Annotated in this window: 16 protein-coding genes and 4 tRNA genes; 7 read left to right on the top strand and 13 right to left on the bottom strand. The window is 60.6% G+C overall.

Features of this window, described 5'->3' with window-relative positions:
- Positions 1-66: 66 nt before the first annotated feature.
- From queE to BTW08_RS08345, 3 genes are all read left to right on the top strand, one after another.
- A complete protein-coding gene (gene queE, locus BTW08_RS08355) occupies positions 67-720 on the top strand; it encodes a 7-carboxy-7-deazaguanine synthase (RefSeq protein ID WP_075562056.1) in 654 nt (217 codons plus the stop codon).
- Positions 720-1,574, top strand: coding sequence for a 6-carboxytetrahydropterin synthase (locus BTW08_RS08350; RefSeq protein WP_075562055.1), 855 nt, complete (start codon positions 720-722; stop codon positions 1,572-1,574). Before queE ends, BTW08_RS08350 begins: the two co-directional genes overlap by 1 nt.
- Positions 1,575-1,731: 157 nt before the next feature.
- Positions 1,732-1,983, top strand: coding sequence for a YkgJ family cysteine cluster protein (locus tag BTW08_RS08345; RefSeq protein WP_075562054.1), 252 nt, complete (start codon positions 1,732-1,734; stop codon positions 1,981-1,983).
- Positions 1,984-2,021: 38 nt separating this feature from the next.
- On the opposite strand, the gene BTW08_RS08340 is transcribed toward BTW08_RS08345, so the two are convergent.
- From BTW08_RS08340 to BTW08_RS08290, 11 genes are all read right to left on the bottom strand, one after another.
- Positions 2,022-3,032: an NADP-dependent oxidoreductase gene (locus tag BTW08_RS08340; protein WP_075562053.1), complete on the bottom strand. Its 1,011-nt coding sequence runs from the start codon at positions 3,030-3,032 to the stop codon at positions 2,022-2,024.
- A gap of 100 nt (positions 3,033-3,132) precedes the next feature.
- The gene (locus BTW08_RS08335; protein WP_075562052.1) at positions 3,133-4,956 is read right to left on the bottom strand and encodes a SurA N-terminal domain-containing protein; all 1,824 of its coding nucleotides are present in this window, start codon (positions 4,954-4,956) and stop codon (positions 3,133-3,135) included.
- A gap of 236 nt (positions 4,957-5,192) precedes the next feature.
- Complete coding sequence (gene hupB / locus BTW08_RS08330) at positions 5,193-5,465, bottom strand: nucleoid-associated protein HU-beta (protein ID WP_075562051.1); 273 nt, start codon at positions 5,463-5,465, stop codon at positions 5,193-5,195.
- A 188-nt stretch (positions 5,466-5,653) separates the two neighbouring features.
- Positions 5,654-8,056 carry an endopeptidase La gene (gene lon / locus BTW08_RS08325; RefSeq protein WP_075562050.1) on the bottom strand — a complete coding sequence of 801 codons (2,403 nt, stop codon included), beginning with the start codon at positions 8,054-8,056 and terminating at the stop codon, positions 5,654-5,656.
- Positions 8,057-8,300: 244 nt separating this feature from the next.
- Positions 8,301-9,596, bottom strand: a complete 1,296-nt coding sequence (gene clpX / locus BTW08_RS08320) for an ATP-dependent Clp protease ATP-binding subunit ClpX (RefSeq protein WP_075562049.1) — start codon at positions 9,594-9,596, stop codon at positions 8,301-8,303.
- A gap of 63 nt (positions 9,597-9,659) precedes the next feature.
- The gene (gene clpP / locus BTW08_RS08315; protein WP_075562048.1) at positions 9,660-10,280 is read right to left on the bottom strand and encodes an ATP-dependent Clp endopeptidase proteolytic subunit ClpP; all 621 of its coding nucleotides are present in this window, start codon (positions 10,278-10,280) and stop codon (positions 9,660-9,662) included.
- Between the two features lie 85 nt (positions 10,281-10,365).
- Positions 10,366-11,721, bottom strand: coding sequence for a trigger factor (gene tig / locus BTW08_RS08310; protein WP_075562047.1), 1,356 nt, complete (start codon positions 11,719-11,721; stop codon positions 10,366-10,368).
- A gap of 370 nt (positions 11,722-12,091) precedes the next feature.
- Positions 12,092-12,166 (bottom strand) — tRNA-His (locus BTW08_RS08305).
- Positions 12,167-12,190: 24 nt separating this feature from the next.
- Positions 12,191-12,265: transfer RNA gene (locus BTW08_RS08300), tRNA-His, on the bottom strand.
- A 44-nt stretch (positions 12,266-12,309) separates the two neighbouring features.
- Positions 12,310-12,386: transfer RNA gene (locus BTW08_RS08295), tRNA-Arg, on the bottom strand.
- A 47-nt stretch (positions 12,387-12,433) separates the two neighbouring features.
- Positions 12,434-12,510, bottom strand: a tRNA-Pro gene (locus tag BTW08_RS08290).
- A gap of 245 nt (positions 12,511-12,755) precedes the next feature.
- On the opposite strand from BTW08_RS08290, the gene folD reads away from it, so the two are divergent.
- Positions 12,756-13,613, top strand: coding sequence for a bifunctional methylenetetrahydrofolate dehydrogenase/methenyltetrahydrofolate cyclohydrolase FolD (gene folD / locus BTW08_RS08285; RefSeq protein WP_075562046.1), 858 nt, complete (start codon positions 12,756-12,758; stop codon positions 13,611-13,613).
- Between the two features lie 156 nt (positions 13,614-13,769).
- The gene (mtnN, locus tag BTW08_RS08280; protein WP_075562045.1) at positions 13,770-14,474 is read left to right on the top strand and encodes a 5'-methylthioadenosine/S-adenosylhomocysteine nucleosidase; all 705 of its coding nucleotides are present in this window, start codon (positions 13,770-13,772) and stop codon (positions 14,472-14,474) included.
- Positions 14,475-14,551: 77 nt separating this feature from the next.
- On the opposite strand, the gene cysS is transcribed toward mtnN, so the two are convergent.
- Positions 14,552-15,943, bottom strand: coding sequence for a cysteine--tRNA ligase (gene cysS, locus BTW08_RS08275; protein WP_210403224.1), 1,392 nt, complete (start codon positions 15,941-15,943; stop codon positions 14,552-14,554).
- A 21-nt stretch (positions 15,944-15,964) separates the two neighbouring features.
- Positions 15,965-17,707 (bottom strand): glutamine--tRNA ligase/YqeY domain fusion protein, encoded by a 1,743-nt coding sequence (locus tag BTW08_RS08270; protein ID WP_083627761.1) that lies wholly within the window; start codon positions 17,705-17,707, stop codon positions 15,965-15,967.
- 196 nt (positions 17,708-17,903) lie between these two features.
- Between BTW08_RS08270 and BTW08_RS08265 the strand changes: the two genes are divergently transcribed.
- Complete coding sequence (locus tag BTW08_RS08265) at positions 17,904-18,398, top strand: peptidylprolyl isomerase (protein ID WP_075562043.1); 495 nt, start codon at positions 17,904-17,906, stop codon at positions 18,396-18,398.
- A gap of 46 nt (positions 18,399-18,444) precedes the next feature.
- Positions 18,445-19,167, top strand: a complete 723-nt coding sequence (locus tag BTW08_RS08260; protein WP_075562042.1) for a UDP-2,3-diacylglucosamine diphosphatase — start codon at positions 18,445-18,447, stop codon at positions 19,165-19,167.
- Positions 19,168-19,172 lie beyond the last annotated feature (5 nt).

Below are 19,172 nucleotides of genomic sequence, written 5' to 3'. Positions count from 1 at the left end.
GCGCCAGGCTCCGGGAAACCCAACCCGGCAAACCGAACCCTGAATCGACTCAGCACGGAATCATGCATGTACAGCGTCAAAGAAGCCTTCTACACCCTGCAAGGAGAAGGCGCCCAGGCCGGTCGGGCCAGCGTCTTCTGCCGATTCACGGGCTGCAATCTGTGGTCTGGTCGAGAACGAGATCGCGCCACTAGCCAGTGCACGTTCTGCGATACCGACTTCGTCGGCACCGACGGTCAAAACGGCGGCCAATTCGCCGATGCCGCGGCGCTGGCCTCGCATCTCGAATGTCTCTGGCCGACGTCCGTTTCGGGCAGACATCGGCGCTATGTGGTATTCACCGGCGGTGAGCCGCTGCTGCAACTGGATACGGCGCTGATCGAGACGATGCATGCCCGAGGCTTCGAGATTGCCGTCGAGACCAATGGCACACTGCCGGCCCCGCTGGGGATCGACTGGATCTGCGTCAGCCCTAAAAGCGACAATGCGCTACGTCAGACGCGCGGAGACGAGCTGAAGCTGGTCCACCCGCAGGCGGGCATCGATCCCGAGACCTTCGCCGAGCTGGATTTCACTCACTTCTTTCTGCAGCCGATGGACCTCGCGCCCGGCGCCATCGTGAGCGATGCCAGCCCGATGGAGGCGACCGTCGATTACTGCATGCGTCATCCGCAGTGGCGCCTGTCGCTGCAGACTCACAAGATCGCGGGGATCGATTGATGACCCTTTTCGTCAACAATCTGACCAATATCGACGCATCGATCTGGTCGCCTCAACGAGGCCTGAGCGGCGCCAGCTGGCACGTCGACGTCGAACTCGACGGCGAGCTGGGCGAGGACGGCATGCTGTTCGACTTCGGCGAGGTCAAGCCGTGGATCAAGTCACGCCTCGATGGCGGACTGGATCATACCCTGCTCGTGCCCACGCAGGCCGCGGGCGTCAAGATCGAGGAGTGCAGCGAAGGCCTGCACATGGCCGCCGAGCTTCCTTTCCCCTTCGAGCTGCGTGCCCCGCGCCAGGGCTTCACGCTGTTTCCCTGGGGCGAAGTGACGGCGGAACGCCTGGGCGCGCATCTCAGCAGCGAACTCAGCAAACGACCGCCACCGCGCGTCGAGGCAATCCGCATCCGTCTTCGCGAAGAACTCGTCGATGGCGCCATTTACAGCTACAGCCATGGTCTCAAGCATCATAAGGGCAACTGCCAGCGGATCGCTCATGGTCATCGCTCGCATCTCAGGATCTGGCGGGACGGCCAGCGCGATTCGGAACTCGAACGGCTATGGGCCCAACGCCTGGACAATGCGTATCTCGTCGACGAGGCCGACATCGTCAACCCTCGGCGCAACGACGATATCATGCGTGTGCGCTATCGCTCCGCCCAGGGCCAGTTCCAGCTCCACCTGCCGAAGGAGCGATGCCATACGCTATCCGCCCCCACCACTGTCGAGAATATTGCGGCTTGGCTCGCTCACCAGATCGCACTGTCTACCGGCGCGCATATCCGGGTCCAGGCATTCGAGGGAATCGACAAGGGTGCGCTGGCGGAGAGCAGAGGAACGCCTGCCGGGGGCTAGTTGATGACCCTGCTCGATCACCAGCGACCTGATTGCGGGAATATCAGCGAGCGGAGGCCGGGCTGCCGGAGCCCGGCTACTTCAATGAAATGGCTGCCGAAAAGACTCGATCAGATCCCGCTGAATCAAATCGCATGACGATAAAAGGAGAACCCCAATGAGCTGCCGCGCTGGCTGCGGCGCCTGCTGTATCGCGCCCTCGATCACCTCGCCGATCCCCGGCATGACGCAGGGAAAGCCCGCCGGGGTTCGCTGCGTGCAGCTGGACGACGGCAATCTGTGCCGGCTGTTCGGCGATCCACGCCGACCGGAAGTCTGCCGGCGCTTCGATTATGATCCCGAGCTATGCCTCGATAGCCGCGAGCAGGCGCTGACTGTGCTCGCGGAATGGGAGCACGCCACTCGATAGAGGCGCCTCACGGCGGTCGTCGCCATTCTCGAGGGTCGTCAGTCCGAGGCAAGCCGAACCAGCATCTTGCCTTCATTTTCTCCCGAGAAGAGCTTCAGGAAAGCCTCGGGCATACGCTCCAGCCCATCGACGACGGTCTCCCGATATTGGATCGCTCCGCCTTCTACCCGCGGCGCGACCTGATCGAGAAACGCCTGGTAGTGATCCCAGTGCTCGACGACGATAAATCCTTCCATTCGCGCCTTGCGGAAGAGGAGTTGATTGAGATTGCTGGGGCCGCCGCCCGGCTCTGTCGCATTGTAGCGATCGATCAGACCACAGATCGCGATTCGTGCATGGTCCCTGAGATTGGCCAGCGCCGCCTCCATTAGCGGACCACCGACGTTCTCGTAGTAGATATCGAAGCCGTCGGGCGACGCCTCGGACAACGCGCTCGTCAGCGCCGCGGCATCCTTGTCCCGGTAATTGACCGCCGTGACCCCCAATGACTCGAGCCACTCGCACTTGGCCTGACTGCCGGCGACCCCGACGACATGACAACCCGCAGCCTTGGCAAGCTGCACTGCCAAAGAACCCACCGCGCCGGAAGCGGCGCTGACGAGCACGCGATGACCTGGCTTGAGCTCGGCGATGAGATTCAAGCCGGTCCATGCGGTCATCCCCGGCATTCCGAGAACACCGAGATAGGCCTGCTCCGGCACATCAAATCTCGGCAGCGGCTCGACCTCCTTGCCGGGGAGCTGGGCCACGTCACGCCATCCCGCCATATGGCGAACCCGATCACCTTGTTGAAAATGCGGGTGACGCGAAGCAATGACTTCCCCGACTGCGCCACCTTCCATCGGCGCGTCCAGTGCATAGGGCTCGACGTAGGTCGTAACACCACTCATCCGCCCCCGCATGTAGGGATCCACCGACAGCCACCGGTTGCGAATTCTGACCTCGTCGGGCGCAAGATCCGGTAGCGACGTTTCGCGCAATGCGAAATGCTGCGGTTGCGGCAGTCCCTGCGGAATGGATGTGAGTGCAAAGTAACGAGTAACGGTCATTAAAAAACCCTCCTGGCTGACGGTTGGCATACCGTTCAGCCTAGGAGGGTCGGCGGGAATGAAGCAAGACTCGCGTTACCAAGACCTCACTTCGACCAGATTAATTACGCTCGATATCGGCGTCGTCTTCCAACGTCTGGCTCAAGCCCTGGATGACGATCTGCGCTTGAAGGCGCTGGGCCAGTCGCGTCGAAAAGTCAGCATCGTCCGCGCTGGTATCACCAGCCTGCACCGACTCGACACCGACGATGGCAACCCCGTTCTGGCTATCGACCTGGCCCCAGACCACGCTATCGGCCTGCGGATGCGGCAGCCGGAAAGCCTGCTGGCGAATGGCGTCCGGAACGCTGTCGGCATCCCGGGTCACGGCGTCGGCCTGCTGCCAGTTGAGGTCCGATACGCTCTTGCCATCACGCAGCGCCTTGACCGCCTCAGCCGCGCGCGCCTCGAGCGCCTGCTGCGTCTGCTCGGCCTTGACCGCAGCCATGACCTGGTCACGAACCGCATCGAGCGGTAGCGTACTGGCGTCGCGATGATCGACGACATGCAACACGACACGCTGCTGATCATCCGTCTCGATCACATCACTGTTATAACCGTCGTCCTTCACGTCGGAAGAGAAGGCTGCTGCGGCGGCATCCGGGTTGGCAAGTACGCCCTCTCCCCCGGCCTCCTGGGAAAACCAGTCGCTGGACTGGACCGACAAGCCCAGATCGTCGGCGACTGTCGACAGGTCATCCGCTTCATAAGCATCGTCGGTGAGCTTCTGGACTCGCTCGTTGAACAACGATTGGGACTGTTCTAGCTTGACCTGCTGCGTCAGCGCCTCACGATCCTCTTCGAACGACGGAATATCGAGGCCCGTGACCTTGATCAGATGGAGACCGTACTGGGTCTGAACGACTTTCGATACTTGGCCCGGATCGAGCGAAAACGCGGCATCGTCGAACTCGTCCCCGAAAAAGCCTTTCTGAATGGCACCCAGATCGCCGCCTTTGTCGGCAGACGACTGGTCGTCGGAGTACTCGCGTGCCAAGGCGGCAAAATCCCCGCCCTTCTCGAGCTTCGCCTTAACCTCAGCGAGGCGGTCACGCGCCTCCTGCTCGGTACGATCATCACCGAAAGTCACCAGAATATGAGAGACGTCACGGGGCGCTTCCGCGCGCGCCTTGTCATAGGCCTGCTGCAGCTGGTCATCGGTGACCTCGACATCCTTGGCAACGTCTTCCTGGTTCAGTACGAGGTAGTTGACCTTGACCTGCTCGGGCCGACGGTAATCCTGCTGATGCTGATCATAGTACTGCTGCAGATCGGCATCGCTCGGCGTCACGGGCTGGGCGAGGTCCGCTGGCGTCAACTGGGCGTAACGAAAGGTCCGCTGTTGCTGCTGCAACGCGGCCAGGCGCTGTTTCTCCGCCGGCAGCAGGAATGTGGAACCGGCCAGACCTTGCTGCACCTGACGCCGCAAGGTGTCTGCGCGCAACTCACGCCGGAACGACGAGGGAGTGTAGCCGGCCTGAGCCAAGCGATTGGTGAACAGCTCATCGGAGAAGCGACCATCCTGATCCTGGAACTCAGGCAGCGACACGATCAACTGGTCCAGCTGACTGTCCGAAATATGGAGCCCACCTTCATCGGCATATTGATCCAGCGTACGCTGACGGATCAACTGATCGAGCACCTGGCCGCGGAACTGCCGCTCCTGCTCCGGCGGGACCTGCCCGGAACGGATGCCGCGCTGAACCTGCGTTTCCACGGCCTGACGACTGATGGACTCGCCATTGACGGTCGCCACGTCATTGCTTCCGGAAGAGAAGTAACTAACCAGAGACTCCGCGCCGAAAAGCGCGAAGGTCACGATGATGGCCCCGACGATGACTTTTGCCACCCACCCTTGGGAGCCTTCACGAATTCGTTGCAGCATGCTGTCCTCGCATGTCGATTACCCAATATTGCGCGCGTATCGTACACCGTCTTTCTATGATGGCGCATCCACGCGCATGGTATTGGTGATCCATGCTGCAAAGGCCCCGCCCTTGCAGTACGACAATAAAAAAGCGCATCGCTTGGGCGATGCGCTTATGTTGCGGGCTTCCACTAGCCGGAAGGCTTGAACCTCTCACGGCGACCGGAATGTCGACCCGCGCGACGGAGCGAAACTCAGTTCACCGCGTCTTTGAGCGCCTTGCCTGCCTTGAAGCTCGGCACCTTGGCAGCGCTGATATCGATCGGCTTGCCTGTCTGCGGGTTACGGCCGGTACGTGCTGCACGCTCTTTGACCGCAAAGGTCCCGAACCCTACCAAAGCTACGGAATCGCCTTTCTTCAGGCTGTCGGACACGGACTCAATCATCGCGTCGAGTGCACGCGTGGCAGCTGCCTTGGGAATGTCGGCAGACGCAGCAATGGCTTCAATCAGCTCGGATTTATTCACGCTTCACCCCTTGACTATATACGAAATTAGCAGGACATCGATGCGCAACCGGAAGCGCGATGACGTTCCGATCACTATCAAAACAGGTGGGCATTTTATAGCAATGCCACGATTCTACTGTCAATCAAGATCGTCAGAAAAACCGCGCCATATCAGGCCTGGCGCGTGAAATTTGCACACCGACAAAATCAATGTGTGCTGACATTGGCTTGCGAGGTAGCCACATCTTCAACAACTTTGTCATCGTCGTCGACAGAATTCGTCAATGCCACTGACAATACATCATCAATCCACTTAACCGAACGAATGTCCAATGCATTCTTGATATTGTCAGGTACCTCTTTGAGATCCCGACGATTCTCTTCCGGTATGAGTACGGTCTTTATACCACCGCGCCGTGCAGCCAGCAATTTCTCCTTGAGACCGCCGATCGGCATGACTTCGCCACGCAGATTGACTTCGCCCGTCATCGCGACGTCACACCGTACCGCTCGTCCGGTATAGGCCGAAACCATCGCGGTGACCATGCCGACACCGGCACTAGGCCCGTCCTTGGGAGTCGCCCCCTCGGGAACGTGGATATGCAGGTCTTCCTTTTCGAAGCGCTCGGGGTCGATACCGAACTGGCGGGCACGGGCCCGAACGACGGTATGCGCGGCACTGACCGACTCCTTCATGACATCGCCCAGGGAGCCGGTCTTGTTGACACGCCCCTTGCCTGGCGTCACTACGGACTCGATGTACAGCAACTCACCGCCGACTGAAGTCCAAGCCAGTCCAGTAACACGCCCAACCTGATGCTCCTGGTCCGCCAGACCATAACTGTAGCGGCGGACGCCGGCGTAACGCTCGATATCGTCCGCGGATAGCGTCACTCCCGCCAGGGCACCCTGCCCCTTTTCCGTCTCGAGACGTTCGCGAAGTACCTTGCGGCTGACTTTCGCGATCTGACGCTCGAGCTCGCGCACCCCGGCTTCCCGGGAATAGTAGCGAATCAGTTCGAGCACGGCCTCGTCACCGAACGACAGCTCGCCGTCTTTTAGGCCATTGGCCTTGAGCTGCTTCGGGATCAGATAACGCTTGGCGATGGCGAGCTTTTCGTCTTCGGTATAACCGGGCAGTCGAATCACTTCCATACGGTCCAGCAACGGCCCCGGAATGTTCATCGAGTTGGCGGTACAGATGAACATCACGTCCGACAGATCGTAATCGAGCTCGAGATAATGATCGTTGAACTTGTCGTTCTGCTCGGGATCCAGCACCTCGAGCAGCGCCGACGAGGGATCGCCCCGATGATCCATGCCGATCTTATCGACTTCATCGAGCAGGAATAGCGGGTTACGCACGCCCGCCTTGCTCATGCGCTGGATCAGCTTGCCGGGCAGCGAACCGATGTAAGTCCGTCGATGGCCGCGGATTTCGGATTCATCGCGCACGCCACCCAGGGCCAGACGTACATAACGGCGGTTCGTCGCACGGGCGATCGACTGCCCGAGCGAGGTCTTGCCGACGCCGGGAGGACCGACGAGGCAGAGCACCGGGCCCTTGAGCTTCTTGACCCGCTTCTGCACCGCCAGATACTCGAGAATCCGCTCCTTGACCTCTTCCAGACCGTGGTGGTCTTCGTCCAGCACCTTGGCGGCATGCGGAAGATCGTGCTTGACCCGTGTGCGTTTTTTCCAGGGCACGGAGAGTACCCAGTCCAGATAGGAGCGCACGACGGTCGCTTCGGCGGAAGTCGGCGACATCATCTTGAGCTTGCCGAGCTCCTGATTGGCCTTGTCGATGGCTTCCTGGGGCATCCCGGCTTCCTGGATGCGCTGCTCGTACTTCTCCGCCTCGTTGGGAACGTTCTCGAGCTCGCCCATCTCTTTCTGGATGGCCTTCATCTGCTCGTTGAGATAGTACTCGCGCTGAGACTTCTCCATCTGGTCCTTGACCCGCGAGCGGATTCGCTTCTCGACCTGCAGCAGATCGATCTCGGACTCGATCAGCGTCATCAGGTGCTCGACGCGATCACGAACGCGATCCATCTCGAGCAGCTCCTGCTTGTCATCGATCTTCAACGACAGATGCGCGCAGATGGTATCGACGAGCCGGCTCGGATCCTCGATCTCCTGCAACGAGGAGAGCACTTCGCTGGGCACTTTCTTGGACAGCTTCACGTACTGCTCGAACTGATTGAGCAGCACACGAACCAGCGACTCCTGCTCGCGCTCGCTGAGCGGCTCGCTGTCACGGGCGACCGCCTGCGCGCTGATGAAGCCGTCTTCATCCTGCAGGATCTGCTGAATGTCCGCCCGAAAACCACCCTCGATCAGCACCTTGACGGTACCGTCAGGCAGTTTGAGCAACTGCATGATGTCGGCGACCGTACCAATGCCGAAAAGATCATCGACACCTGGGTCGTCGTGGGCCGCTTCACGCTGAGCGACCAGCAGCACGCGCTTGTCGTGCTCCATCGCCGTTTCCAACGCGCGAATCGACTTCTCGCGCCCTACGAACAACGGGATGACCATCTGCGGATAGACAACCACGTCACGCAGCGGCAAGAGCGGAAGCTTCATTGTCTGGTCAGAGCTCTTCGCCATTACAGCAATTCCTCGACAAACTATAGGATGGATGAGCCACCAGAGCGGCATTATGGAGACTACGTGGGGGCGCCATCATTCAGATGCAAGTCGCGCACGGCGAACCGTGGGATGCACCAGAGAACGAAATCATGGAGGATCCAAGCCAGAAAAAAGAAAGACACATAAAGCTGGATCCATAAGAGCGACAAAGAAAGGGGGCCCACCGGGCCCCCTTTCTAGGCAGACGCCATGACGAACGCGTTTATCCGTCCTTGTTGGCGACTCGACTCTCTTCCGGCTTGGAATCTTCTTCCTGCTTGGAATAGATCAGCAAAGGATTGCTGTCACCGGAAATCACGGAGCCATCGATCACGACCTTACTGACGCCGTCGAGCGACGGCACGTCATACATGGTCTCGAGCAGCACCGATTCCAGAATCGAACGCAGCCCGCGCGCGCCGGTCTTGCGCTCCATGGCCTTGTGGGCAACCGCCCGCAAGGCTTCCTCGCGGAAGTCCAGATCGACACCTTCCATCTCGAACAGGTGCGCGTACTGCTTGACCAGCGAGTTCTTGGGCTCGGTCAGAATCTCGACCAGCGCGTCCTCGGTCAATTCGGTCAACGTCGCGATCACCGGAAGACGACCGACGAACTCGGGGATCAGACCGAACTTGACCAGATCCTCGGGCTCGACCCCGGCAAGAATATCGCCGACGCCCTTGTTGGTTTCCTTGCTCTTGACGGACGCATTGAAGCCAATCCCACCCTTCTCGGCACGATCACGAATCACCTTGTCCAGTCCGGCAAAGGCGCCGCCGACGATAAACAGGATATTGCCCGTATCCACTTGCAGGAATTCCTGCTGCGGATGCTTGCGTCCGCCCTGCGGGGGCACGGACGCCGTGGTGCCTTCGATCAACTTGAGCAGCGCCTGCTGCACACCTTCACCGGAAACGTCACGCGTGATGGAAGGGTTGTCCGACTTGCGTGAGATCTTGTCGATCTCGTCGATGTACACGATTCCGCGCTGTGCTTTTTCGACGTCGTAGTCGCATTTCTGCAGCAGCTTCTGAATGATGTTCTCGACATCCTCGCCCACGTAGCCGGCTTCCGTCAGCGTCGTGGCATCGGCAATCGTGAACGGCACATTCAACAGGCGTGCCAGGGTCTCCGCCAACAGGGTCTTGCCGCTACCCGTCGGGCCGATCAGCAGAATGTTGGATTTGCCCAGCTCGATGTCGCTCTTGCCACCGCCACGCAGACGCTTGTAGTGGTTGTAAACCGCCACCGACAGCACCATCTTGGCGCGATCCTGGCCAATGACGTAGTCGTCGAGCGTGTTGCGAAGCTCGCGCGGCACGGGAAGACGGTCCTCATCGCTCTCGGCGTCGGCTTCCAGGACCTCCTCGCGAATGATGTCGTTGCAGAGATCGACACACTCGTCACAGATGTAGACAGACGGACCCGCGATGAGCTTGCGAACCTCGTTCTGATTCTTGCCACAGAACGAGCAGTACAGCAGCTTGCCGTTGTCGTCTTTGCCTTTACCGTCGGCCATTCGTGTACCTCGTCAGGACGACGGCGCCGCGCGCCGTCGTGTGAAACCTTGACTCAAACGCTATCAGGATACCGGACGCTTATCCAGCATGGCATCGATCAGGCCATATTCGACGGCCTGAGTTCCATCCATGAAGTTGTCACGGTCGGTGTCCTGAGCGATCTTGTCGATATCCTGTCCAGTATGATCTGCCAGAATGCGATTCAGCTTGTGGCGGATGGTCAGGATCTCACGGGTATGAATTTCAATATCCGTCGCCTGTCCCTGATAACCCCCAAGCGGCTGATGGATCATCATGCGCGAATTCGGCAGGCAGAAACGCTTGTCCTTGGCGCCACCGGTCAGCAACAGCGCGCCCATGCTGGCCGCCTGTCCGATACACACGGTGGAGACATCCGGCTTGATGAACTGCATCGTGTCATAGATGGACATACCCGCCGTTACCGAACCACCCGGCGAGTTGATATAGAGATGAATATCCTTGTCCGGATTTTCGGACTCCAGGAACAGCAGCTGCGCCACGATCAGGTTCGCCGTGTAGTCTTCGACTGGGCCGACCAGAAAGATGACGCGCTCTTTGAGCAGACGCGAATAGATATCGTAAGACCGCTCACCGCGCGCGCTCTGCTCCACCACCATCGGGACCAGGCCACCGGCATTACGGATGTCGAACTCGTTGTGCATCGCGATTTCCTTACATCTGGTGATTGTCAGGCCCATCGACTCGCAACCCGGCCTGCGCCGGGTTGCTTCGCTTACCAAGCACCGATCATGCCTTGGAATCGCTTTCCTCAGCCTCGTCTTCTTCGGCTGCTTCTTCGGATTGCTGTGCGGCCTGCAGCACTTGCTCGTAGCTCATGCTGACGTCGTTAACCTGGGCTTGCTCGAGAAGCTTGTCAACGGCCTTGTCTTCGAGCACGGCTGACTTGATCTGGCCCTTGAGCTCATCGTTTTGCATGTACTGCTCGATGACCTGTTCGGGCTGCTGGTACTGAGTCGCGAGCTCTTCGGCGCGCGCCCGGATCTCGTCGTCGCTGGCATCGATTTCGTGCTGCTTGATGACTTCGGCCAACAGCAGCCCGACCTTGACGCGAGTCTGGGCCTGCTCGGCAAACAACTCGTTCGGCAGCTGGCTGACATCGAAGTCTTCGCCAAGGCCGAACTGCTGCGCTGCCTGCCGCTTGAGCCCGTCGGTCTCCTGCTGGATCAGCGACTGCGGCACCGTGACCTCATTGGCCTGCTGCAGAGCGTCCAGCGCCTGCTGCTTGACGCGATTCTGGGCCGCCTGCTTGACCTCGCGCTCCATGTTCTTCTTGACCTCGGCGCGGAACTTGTCGGGGTCGCCGTCTTCCACACCGAATTCCTTGATGAACTCGGCATCGACTTCCGGTAGCGCCTTGGCGGAGACTTCGTGCACGGTCACCTTGAAGGTCGCTTCCTGCCCTGCCAGATGCTCGGCTTGGTAGTCGTCGGGGAAAGTCACGCTGATGCGCTTTTCTTCACCCGCCTTGGCACCCACCAGCTGCTCTTCGAAACCCGGAATGAACCGGTTGGAACCCAGCTCGAGCTCGTGGCCCTCGGCCGAACCGCCTTCGAACGGCTCGTCGCCGAGATAGCCCTGAAAGTCGATCTTGACCTGATCGCCATTTTCAGCGCCACGCTCGACCGGCTGAAACGCCGCATGCTGGCCGCGCAGCGTCTCGATCATGGTTTCGATATCGGCTTCTGCAATGTCCGCCTGCGGACGCTCGATGGCCGTACCCTCGATGCTGTTCAGTTCGATCTCGGGGTAGATCTCGAGTGTCGCGACGAATTCCAGATCCTTGCCGGTCTGATCGACCGTCGGTTCGATCGACGGGTAGCCGGCCGGGTTCAGGCTCTGCTCGGTGATCGCCCGTACGTAGTGCTGGCGCATGAGCTCGCTGACGACTTCGTTGCGCACGTCTTTACCGTAGCGCTGACGCACGACCGCCATCGGGATCTTCCCTTGACGAAAGCCATTCAGACGAACTCGCTTGGCGGTGTCTTGCAGGCGCGTAGCAACGGCTTCATCAACCTCTGCTGCCGGAACCTGAACAGTGATGCGACGTTCGATCTGGGATGTCGTCTCAACGGAAACTTGCATAGATGATCCTCTACCGACGGGGGCGTTCTGTGATTGCAACTCAAAAACTGTCGCTTCAAGACTGTCACTTCGAAGCTGTCATTTTTAAACAGGGAGGGATTTTATGAATCCCCATGCCCACTGGCAAGCGGACTAGCGGGATAAATGGTGCTAAAGGGGGCGAAATACAAGCCTGGGGCGGTAAAAATCGATGTGGAAACGAAAAACACCCGATCGGCGATGCCGAACCAAGCATTCAGTGCCGTCAGACGCCGGCGTTCGGCAACCTGCATGACTATCGACGGACGTCACAGCCAAGGCGAAGAGACTTAAGCAGTGGACGACGAACGTGAAAATAGCGGAAAGCGTGAAAACAGCGACAAACGAGAAATGGGGTGGATGATGGGGATCGAACCCACGACCACCGGAGCCACAATCCGGGGCTCTACCACTGAGCTACACCCACCATTTCTGAAGCAGCGATCGGCAATGGGGTGGATGATGGGGATCGAACCCACGACCACCGGAGCCACAATCCGGGGCTCTACCACTGAGCTACACCCACCATACCGATGCGACATCGACCCGGAACACGCGATCCCGGTGGAATGGCGCGCCCAGCAGGACTCGAACCTGCAACCTACGGCTTAGAAGGCCGTTGCTCTATCCGATTGAGCTATAGGCGCATTCCAATACCGGCTGCATTTCCATCGACGCGGTAACCGGAACATGGTGGTCGGGGTAGAGGGATTCGAACCCCCGACATCCTGCTCCCAAAGCAGGCGCGCTACCAGACTGCGCTATACCCCGTCATGCCGTAAACCGCGCTCGATGACTCTACGAGCCCCTCGATGCGCTGCGTATTCTACGGATCATTTCTGCTAGGTCAAGCCTTTACGTGAACCCGACACGGATTCATGGCGCCACTGGAGTGCCGAAAACCCGCCCCTATCGTCGTTGGCATTCACGGCGCGTTGACTACGTCGCTGGGCATGAGAAAATCGCCCTCTTTCGCTGGCCACCGTCAGCACCTTCAGACTCAGAAAGGAAAGTCGATGACCGCTCAGTTGATCGATGGCAGGGGCATTGCCGGCGCTATCCGCAGTCAGGTAAAAGCCGACGTGGAGCATCGAACCCAACAGGGGCTGCGTCAGCCGGGGCTGGCCGTCATTCTGGTAGGTCACGATCCCGCCTCCGAGGTCTACGTCAGCCACAAGCATCGCGCCTGCGAGAATGCCGGCATCCTCTCGTACAGCCATCGGCTCGAGACCACTACGACCCAGGCGGAACTGGAAGCGCTGATCGATAGCCTGAACGACGATCGGAATGTCGATGGCATCCTGCTGCAACTGCCCTTACCCGAACATCTCGACGCCAACCCGTTGCTCGAGCGCATTCGCCCGGACAAGGACGTCGACGGTTTCCATCCCTATAACCTGGGGCGCCTGGCGCAGCGACTGCCGCTGCTACGCCCGTGTACGCCCAAGGGCATCATCACGCTGCTGGAGCAAAGCCAGATTCCGCTGCGCGGTCTCGATGCCACCATCGTCGGCGCGTCCAACATCGTTGGCCGCCCCATGGCACTGGAGCTGCTGCTGGCCGGCTGCACCACAACGATCTGTCACCGCTTCACCCAAGGGTTGGAGCAGAAAGTGCGTCAGGCGGATCTGCTGGTCGTCGCCACCGGCAAGCCGGGATTGATCGACGGCAATTGGATCAAGCCCGGCGCCATCGTGATCGACGTGGGCATCAATCGCCAGCAGGATGGAACCCTCGTCGGCGATGTCGACTTCGCCACTGCCGCCGAGCGCGCCAGCTGGATCACGCCCGTGCCCGGTGGCGTCGGCCCGATGACCGTGGCCACGCTACTCCAGAACACGCTGCAGGCGGCCGAACTTCACGACGCCCATTAGCGTCTGGCAGCGAGGGGTCGGACAGCGCCGCGGGCCCGAACGGGTTCGCTGGCGTTCGCCTCCCCTTGCTCCCCTTTCAGATAGCGCTTTCAGCGGGCTCTTTCAACCGGCTCTCTCGGCAGACTTTTCCAACGGACTTCTTTAACGGACTATCGCATGCAGACTCTCGGTATCATCGGCGCCATGGAGCAGGAAGTGACCCAGCTGGCGTCCCAGCTGACCGACGCCCGCGTCGAGCATCATCCCGGCGGCACCTTTCACTGCGGGGAGCGCCATGGGCTTCGAATCGTGCTGCTGCAATCGGGAATCGGCAAGGTCAATGCCGCGGTCGGCACGACGCAATTGATGACCCACTATCGCCCGGACGCCATCATCAATACCGGTTCTGCCGGCGGCTTCGGCGCCGCCATGGAAGTCGGCGACGTGGTCATCTCCAGCGAAGTCCGCCATCACGACGTCGACGTTACGGCTTTCGGCTACGACATGGGGCAGGTCCCCGGCATGCCGGCAGGCTTTGCCGCCGATCCCGGCCTGATCGAGACCGCCCGCGCCTGCATCGAAGGACTTGGCGATCTACGCGTCCACGAGGGGCTGATCTGCACCGGCGACAGCTTCATGGCGGACCCGGCACGTGTCGATGCCGCCCGCGCGCACTTCCCGCAGATGCTTGCCGTCGAGATGGAAGCGGCCGCTATCGCCCAGACCTGCCACATTTTCGACTGCCCGTTCGTGGTCATCCGCGCGCTTTCCGATATCGCCGGCAAGCACTCCGAACTCTCGTTCGAGGCGTTTCTGGAAAAGGCGGCCGCGCATTCTGCCGCAATGGTCGACGCCATCATCGCCCGCCTGGCCGGGAAGTGACTCCAGCCCAATACGTGTCAAAACGACGAACCCCGCCGATTGGCGGGGTTCGTCGGTTCACAAGCTTCCCGTGTCGTTCAGGCCGGGGGAGACTCGAAACTCCAGCGAGTCCCCTCGCGGGAATCCTTGAGCACGATGCCCAGCGCCGCCAGCTCGTCGCGAATCCGATCGGCTTCCGCGAAATCGCGGCCGCTCTTGGCAGCCGCTCTCGCCGCTATCTGTGCTTCGATCTCGTCCGCGCTCAACGGAAGCGCGCCGGCACCGGCCTTGAGAAATTCGGCCGGCTCGCGTTCGAGAAGACCCAGCACGCTCGCCAGACGCTTCAACTCCTGCCCCAGCGCGCCGGCGTGCCTGGGTTCGACATCGCGTAGCCGATTGATCTCGCGCGCCAGATCGAAGAGCACCGACAGCGCTTCCGGTGTATTGAAATCATCGCTCATCGCCGCCGAGAAACGTTCGGCGTAGATGCCCTCGACATCACCGTGAACCAGCTCGACGCCGTCGAGTGCGTGGTAGAAGCGCTCCAGCGACTTGCGCGCCTCGCTCAGCGACTCCGGCGCATAGTTGATCGGGCTGCGATAGTGGCTCGCGACCAGCAGGTAGCGCACCACCTCCGGATCGTGAACCTCCAGCACTTCACGAATGGTGAAGAAATTACCCAGCGATTTGGACATCTTCTCGTGATTCACGCGCACCGCACCGGCGTGCATCCAGACGTTGACGTAGGGCTTGCCGGTCGCCGCCTCGCTCTGGGCGATCTCGTTTTCGTGGTGGGGAAAGGTCAGATCCGGCCCGCCACCATGAATGTCGAAGGTGTCGCCGAGACAGCAGGTCGACATCGCCGAGCACTCGATGTGCCAGCCGGGGCGCCCTTCGCCCCAGGGTGACGACCAGCTGGCCTCCCCCGGCTTGGCGGCTTTCCATAGCACAAAGTCGAGCGGATCTTCCTTGTGCTCGTCGACGTCGACACGAGCGCCCGCTCGCATGTCGTCGAGGTTACGATTGTTGAGCTTGCCGTAGCCGGCAAACCGGCGGACACGGTAGTAGACGTCGCCGTTGGCCGCAGCGTAGGCATAGCCGCTGTCGATCAGGCGCTCGATCATCGCCACGATCTCCTCGATATGCCCGGTAGCCCGTGGCTCCGCATCCGGGCGCAACACGCCCAGGCGCGCCTCGTCTTCGTGCATGGCCGCAATCATGCGCTCGGTCAGCGCCGAGATCGATTCGCCATTATCCTCGGCGCGCTTGAGGATCTTGTCGTCGATATCGGTGATATTGCGAACATAGGTCACGTCCAGTCCCGTCTGACGCAGCCAGCGTGTGATCACGTCGAACGCCACCATGACGCGGGCGTGCCCCAGATGGCAGTAGTCGTAGACCGTCATCCCGCAGACGTACATCCGCACCTTGCCGGGCTCGATCGGTTCCAGCGTCGACTTGCGCCGCGTCAGCGTGTTGTAGATTTCCAGCGCGCTCATGCTCTCGTTACCTCAGCCCTGCTTCTTCTGAATCTTGGCCCAGCTATCCTTGAGCCCCACCGTGCGGTTGAATACCAGCCTGCCATCACGACAGGCGTGGCGATCGGCACAGAAGTAGCCCACGCGCTCGAACTGGTAGCGTGCCTCGGGCTCGGCGTCTGCCAAAGAGGGTTCGGCGATGCCTTCCACGGTCACCAGGGATTCGGGATTGAGGTGCTCGAGGAAATCGGCGTCCTTGTCGCGATCCGGCGCTTCGTCCAGGAACAGGTTGTCATAGAGCCGCACTTCCACTGGCACACCGTATTCGGCGCTGACCCAGTGAATGACGCCCTTGACCTTGCGCCCTTCCGGGTTCTTGCCCAGCGTATCGAAGTCGACGCTGCAGTAGAGGGTCTCGATGTCCCCATCCTCGCCCTTGACCACCTCATCGCAGCGGATGACATAACCGTTGCGCAGGCGAACTTCCTTGCCCGGCGCCAGACGGAAGAACTTCTTCGGCGGCTCCTCCATGAAATCGTCGCGATCGATCCAGATTTCCCGGGTCAGCGGCATCCGGCGGGTGCCCATGTCCTCGCGCGCCGGATGCCCCGGCACTTCAAAGACTTCGTGATGATCCGCCGTCACATTGGTCAACACCACTTTCAGCGGATTGAGCACGCACATCGCTCGCGGGGCGTTGTCCTCGAGATCCGAGCGGATGGCGAAATGCAGCATCGCGATATCGACCACGTTCGCGGCCCGGCTGACGCCGGTCATGTCGCAGAACTTGCGTAGCGACGCCGGCGTGTAACCCCGGCGACGCAGTCCGGAGATCGTCGGCATGCGCGGATCGTCCCATCCGTCGACCACGTTCTGATCGACCAGCAGCTTGAGCTTGCGCTTGGAGGTCACCGTATAGTTGACGTTCATCCGCGCGAATTCGGTCTGGCGAGGCTTGGCCGGCACCGGCAGCTGGGCCAGGAACCATTCGTACAGCGGACGGTGATCCTCGAACTCAAGTGTGCACAATGAATGCGTGATGCCTTCGATGGCATCGGACTGGCCGTGGGTGAAGTCATAGGAAGGATAGATCTTCCAGGCGTCACCGGTCTGATGGTGCTCGGCATGACGAATACGATAGAGAATCGGGTCGCGCAGATTGATGTTGGGCGCCGCCATATCGATCCTGGCGCGCAGCACCTTGGTCCCTTCGCCAAATTCGCCCAGCCGCATGCGTTCGAGCAGATCGAGGTTCTCGTCGACGCCGCGATCGCGATAGGGGCTGGGCCGACCCGGCTCGGTCAGCGTGCCGCGATACTCGCGGATCTCGTCCGGCGACAGATCATCGACGTAGGCCTTGCCTTCACGAACCAGATGCTGAGCCCAAGCGTAGAGCTGATCGAAGTAGTCGGAAGCGAAACGCACCGCCCCGCTCCACTGGTAGCCGAGCCAGTGAATGTCTTCCTGGATGGCATCGATATACGCCTGCTCTTCCTTGGCCGGGTTGGTGTCGTCGAAACGCAGGTGGCAGCGGCCACCGAATTGCTCCGCCAGACCGAAATTGACCCAGATCGACTTGGCATGACCAATGTGCAGGTACCCGTTGGGCTCCGGCGGAAAGCGAGTCACGATCGTGGTGGCCTGCCCCGATTCGATCTCGCTTCGAATCTGGTTACGCAGGAAGTTCGGCGCCTCGTGCTGGTTCTCTGCACCGGCGTTATGGCTTTCGGCACCGCCGTCGTCGCGCTTGGCGTTCGTGTGGCTTTCGACGCTCATGGAATGCAGGCAACCTCTTTAATTCGAATGTTCAGCCAACGGTGCGCCCTTTAGGCGCCACCCTTTTAACGGCAGGTTAACACGCGCGGACAGCGGTTTCTCCCGCCGCCCCAAAACCGCTATTATAGCGTGACGCGCGCAGCCGGCGGCAAGCCGGCCGCCACCTTTCCCTCGCTCGAATCGCTCAGGATTTTCGATGATCGTTTTGCATACCAATCACGGCGCCATCACGCTCGAACTCGATTTCGACAAGGCTCCCAAGACCGCTGCCAACTTCGAACAGTACGTCAAGGAAGGCCACTACGACGGCACGCTGTTCCATCGCGTGATCGATGGCTTCATGGTTCAGGGTGGCGGCTTCGATACGGACTTCGAGCAGAAGCCCACTCGGGCCACGATCGACAACGAAGCCGATAACGGCCTGACCAACCAGAAAGGCACGGTGGCCATGGCCCGGACGCAGGATCCGCACTCCGCCAGCGCCCAGTTCTTCATCAACGTGGGTGACAACGATTTCCTCAACCACCGCGACAAGAGCGTGCAAGGTTGGGGTTACTGCGTTTTCGGTCGGGTCGTCGATGGCATGGACGTGGTCGACAATATCCGCCAGGTCGCCACCGGGCGTCGCGGCATGCACAGCGATGTTCCTGCGGATGACGTCGTCATCGAACGCGCCGAAGTCAAATCCTGACCGCTCATCTGACGCCAGCCGACCACCGACAGGAATGAATCGCCGTATGCAACTGCTGATCGCCGATCTCCATCTTCATCCTTCGCAGCCGGATATCGCCAAGGGTTTCATCGACTATCTACGCGGTCCGGCGCGAGAGGCGTCATCGCTAACCATCCTCGGCGACCTGTTCGAGGCCTGGATCGGCGATGATTATCGTGGCGATTTCGAGCAGCAGATCATCGCCGAACTCAAAGCCTGCTCGGCGTCGGGCACCCGCCTGGCGTTCATGCATGGCAACCGGGATTTCCTGATCGGCGAAGCGTTTGCCGCCGACAGCGGCTGCGCTCTGCTGGAAGATCCCGCGGTGGTCGAATTGGCCGGTCAACGCGTTGTATTGCTGCACGGCGACAGTCTGTGCACTCGCGACGAAGCCTATATGGCCTTTCGCCAACAGGCCCGCAACCCGGCCTGGCAGGCACAGATTCTGGCGATGCCGGTCGAGGAGCGGCTGGCGCTGGCCGGCAAGTTGCGGGAACAGTCCGGCGAGGCCAATACCAACAAGGCCGAAGACATCATGGATGTCACCCCCGAGGCCGTCGTCGAGCTCATGCAGCGTCACGACGTGAAGATCATGATTCACGGCCACACCCATCGCCCGGCAGTGCACGATCTCAGCGTCGACGGCGAGCCGGCCACACGCTATGTGCTGGGTGACTGGCGCCCCGGCCAGGGCTGGCAGCTGAGAGTGGAAGACGACACGCTGACGCTCGAGTCGTTCGCGATCTGATCGCG

Origin of the sequence: Salinicola sp. MH3R3-1, from assembly GCF_001937155.1 — a bacterium.
Classification (GTDB): Bacteria; Pseudomonadota; Gammaproteobacteria; order Pseudomonadales; family Halomonadaceae; genus Salinicola; species Salinicola halophyticus.
The sequence above is the reverse complement of the archived record's forward strand: the minus strand, read 5'-3'. Positions and strand labels throughout refer to the sequence as shown.

Coding starts and splice junctions, on each gene's coding strand:
- queE (WP_075562056.1), top strand. CDS start 67: ATGTACAGCGTCAAAGAAGCCTTCTACACCCTGCAAGGAGAAGGCGCC.
- BTW08_RS08350 (WP_075562055.1), top strand. CDS start 720: ATGACCCTTTTCGTCAACAATCTGACCAATATCGACGCATCGATCTGG.
- BTW08_RS08345 (WP_075562054.1), top strand. CDS start 1,732: ATGAGCTGCCGCGCTGGCTGCGGCGCCTGCTGTATCGCGCCCTCGATC.
- BTW08_RS08340 (WP_075562053.1), bottom strand. CDS start 3,032: ATGACCGTTACTCGTTACTTTGCACTCACATCCATTCCGCAGGGACTG.
- BTW08_RS08335 (WP_075562052.1), bottom strand. CDS start 4,956: ATGCTGCAACGAATTCGTGAAGGCTCCCAAGGGTGGGTGGCAAAAGTC.
- lon (WP_075562050.1), bottom strand. CDS start 8,056: ATGGCGAAGAGCTCTGACCAGACAATGAAGCTTCCGCTCTTGCCGCTG.
- clpX (WP_075562049.1), bottom strand. CDS start 9,596: ATGGCCGACGGTAAAGGCAAAGACGACAACGGCAAGCTGCTGTACTGC.
- clpP (WP_075562048.1), bottom strand. CDS start 10,280: ATGCACAACGAGTTCGACATCCGTAATGCCGGTGGCCTGGTCCCGATG.
- tig (WP_075562047.1), bottom strand. CDS start 11,721: ATGCAAGTTTCCGTTGAGACGACATCCCAGATCGAACGTCGCATCACT.
- folD (WP_075562046.1), top strand. CDS start 12,756: ATGACCGCTCAGTTGATCGATGGCAGGGGCATTGCCGGCGCTATCCGC.
- mtnN (WP_075562045.1), top strand. CDS start 13,770: ATGCAGACTCTCGGTATCATCGGCGCCATGGAGCAGGAAGTGACCCAG.
- BTW08_RS08270 (WP_083627761.1), bottom strand. CDS start 17,707: ATGAGCGTCGAAAGCCACACGAACGCCAAGCGCGACGACGGCGGTGCC.
- BTW08_RS08265 (WP_075562043.1), top strand. CDS start 17,904: ATGATCGTTTTGCATACCAATCACGGCGCCATCACGCTCGAACTCGAT.
- BTW08_RS08260 (WP_075562042.1), top strand. CDS start 18,445: ATGCAACTGCTGATCGCCGATCTCCATCTTCATCCTTCGCAGCCGGAT.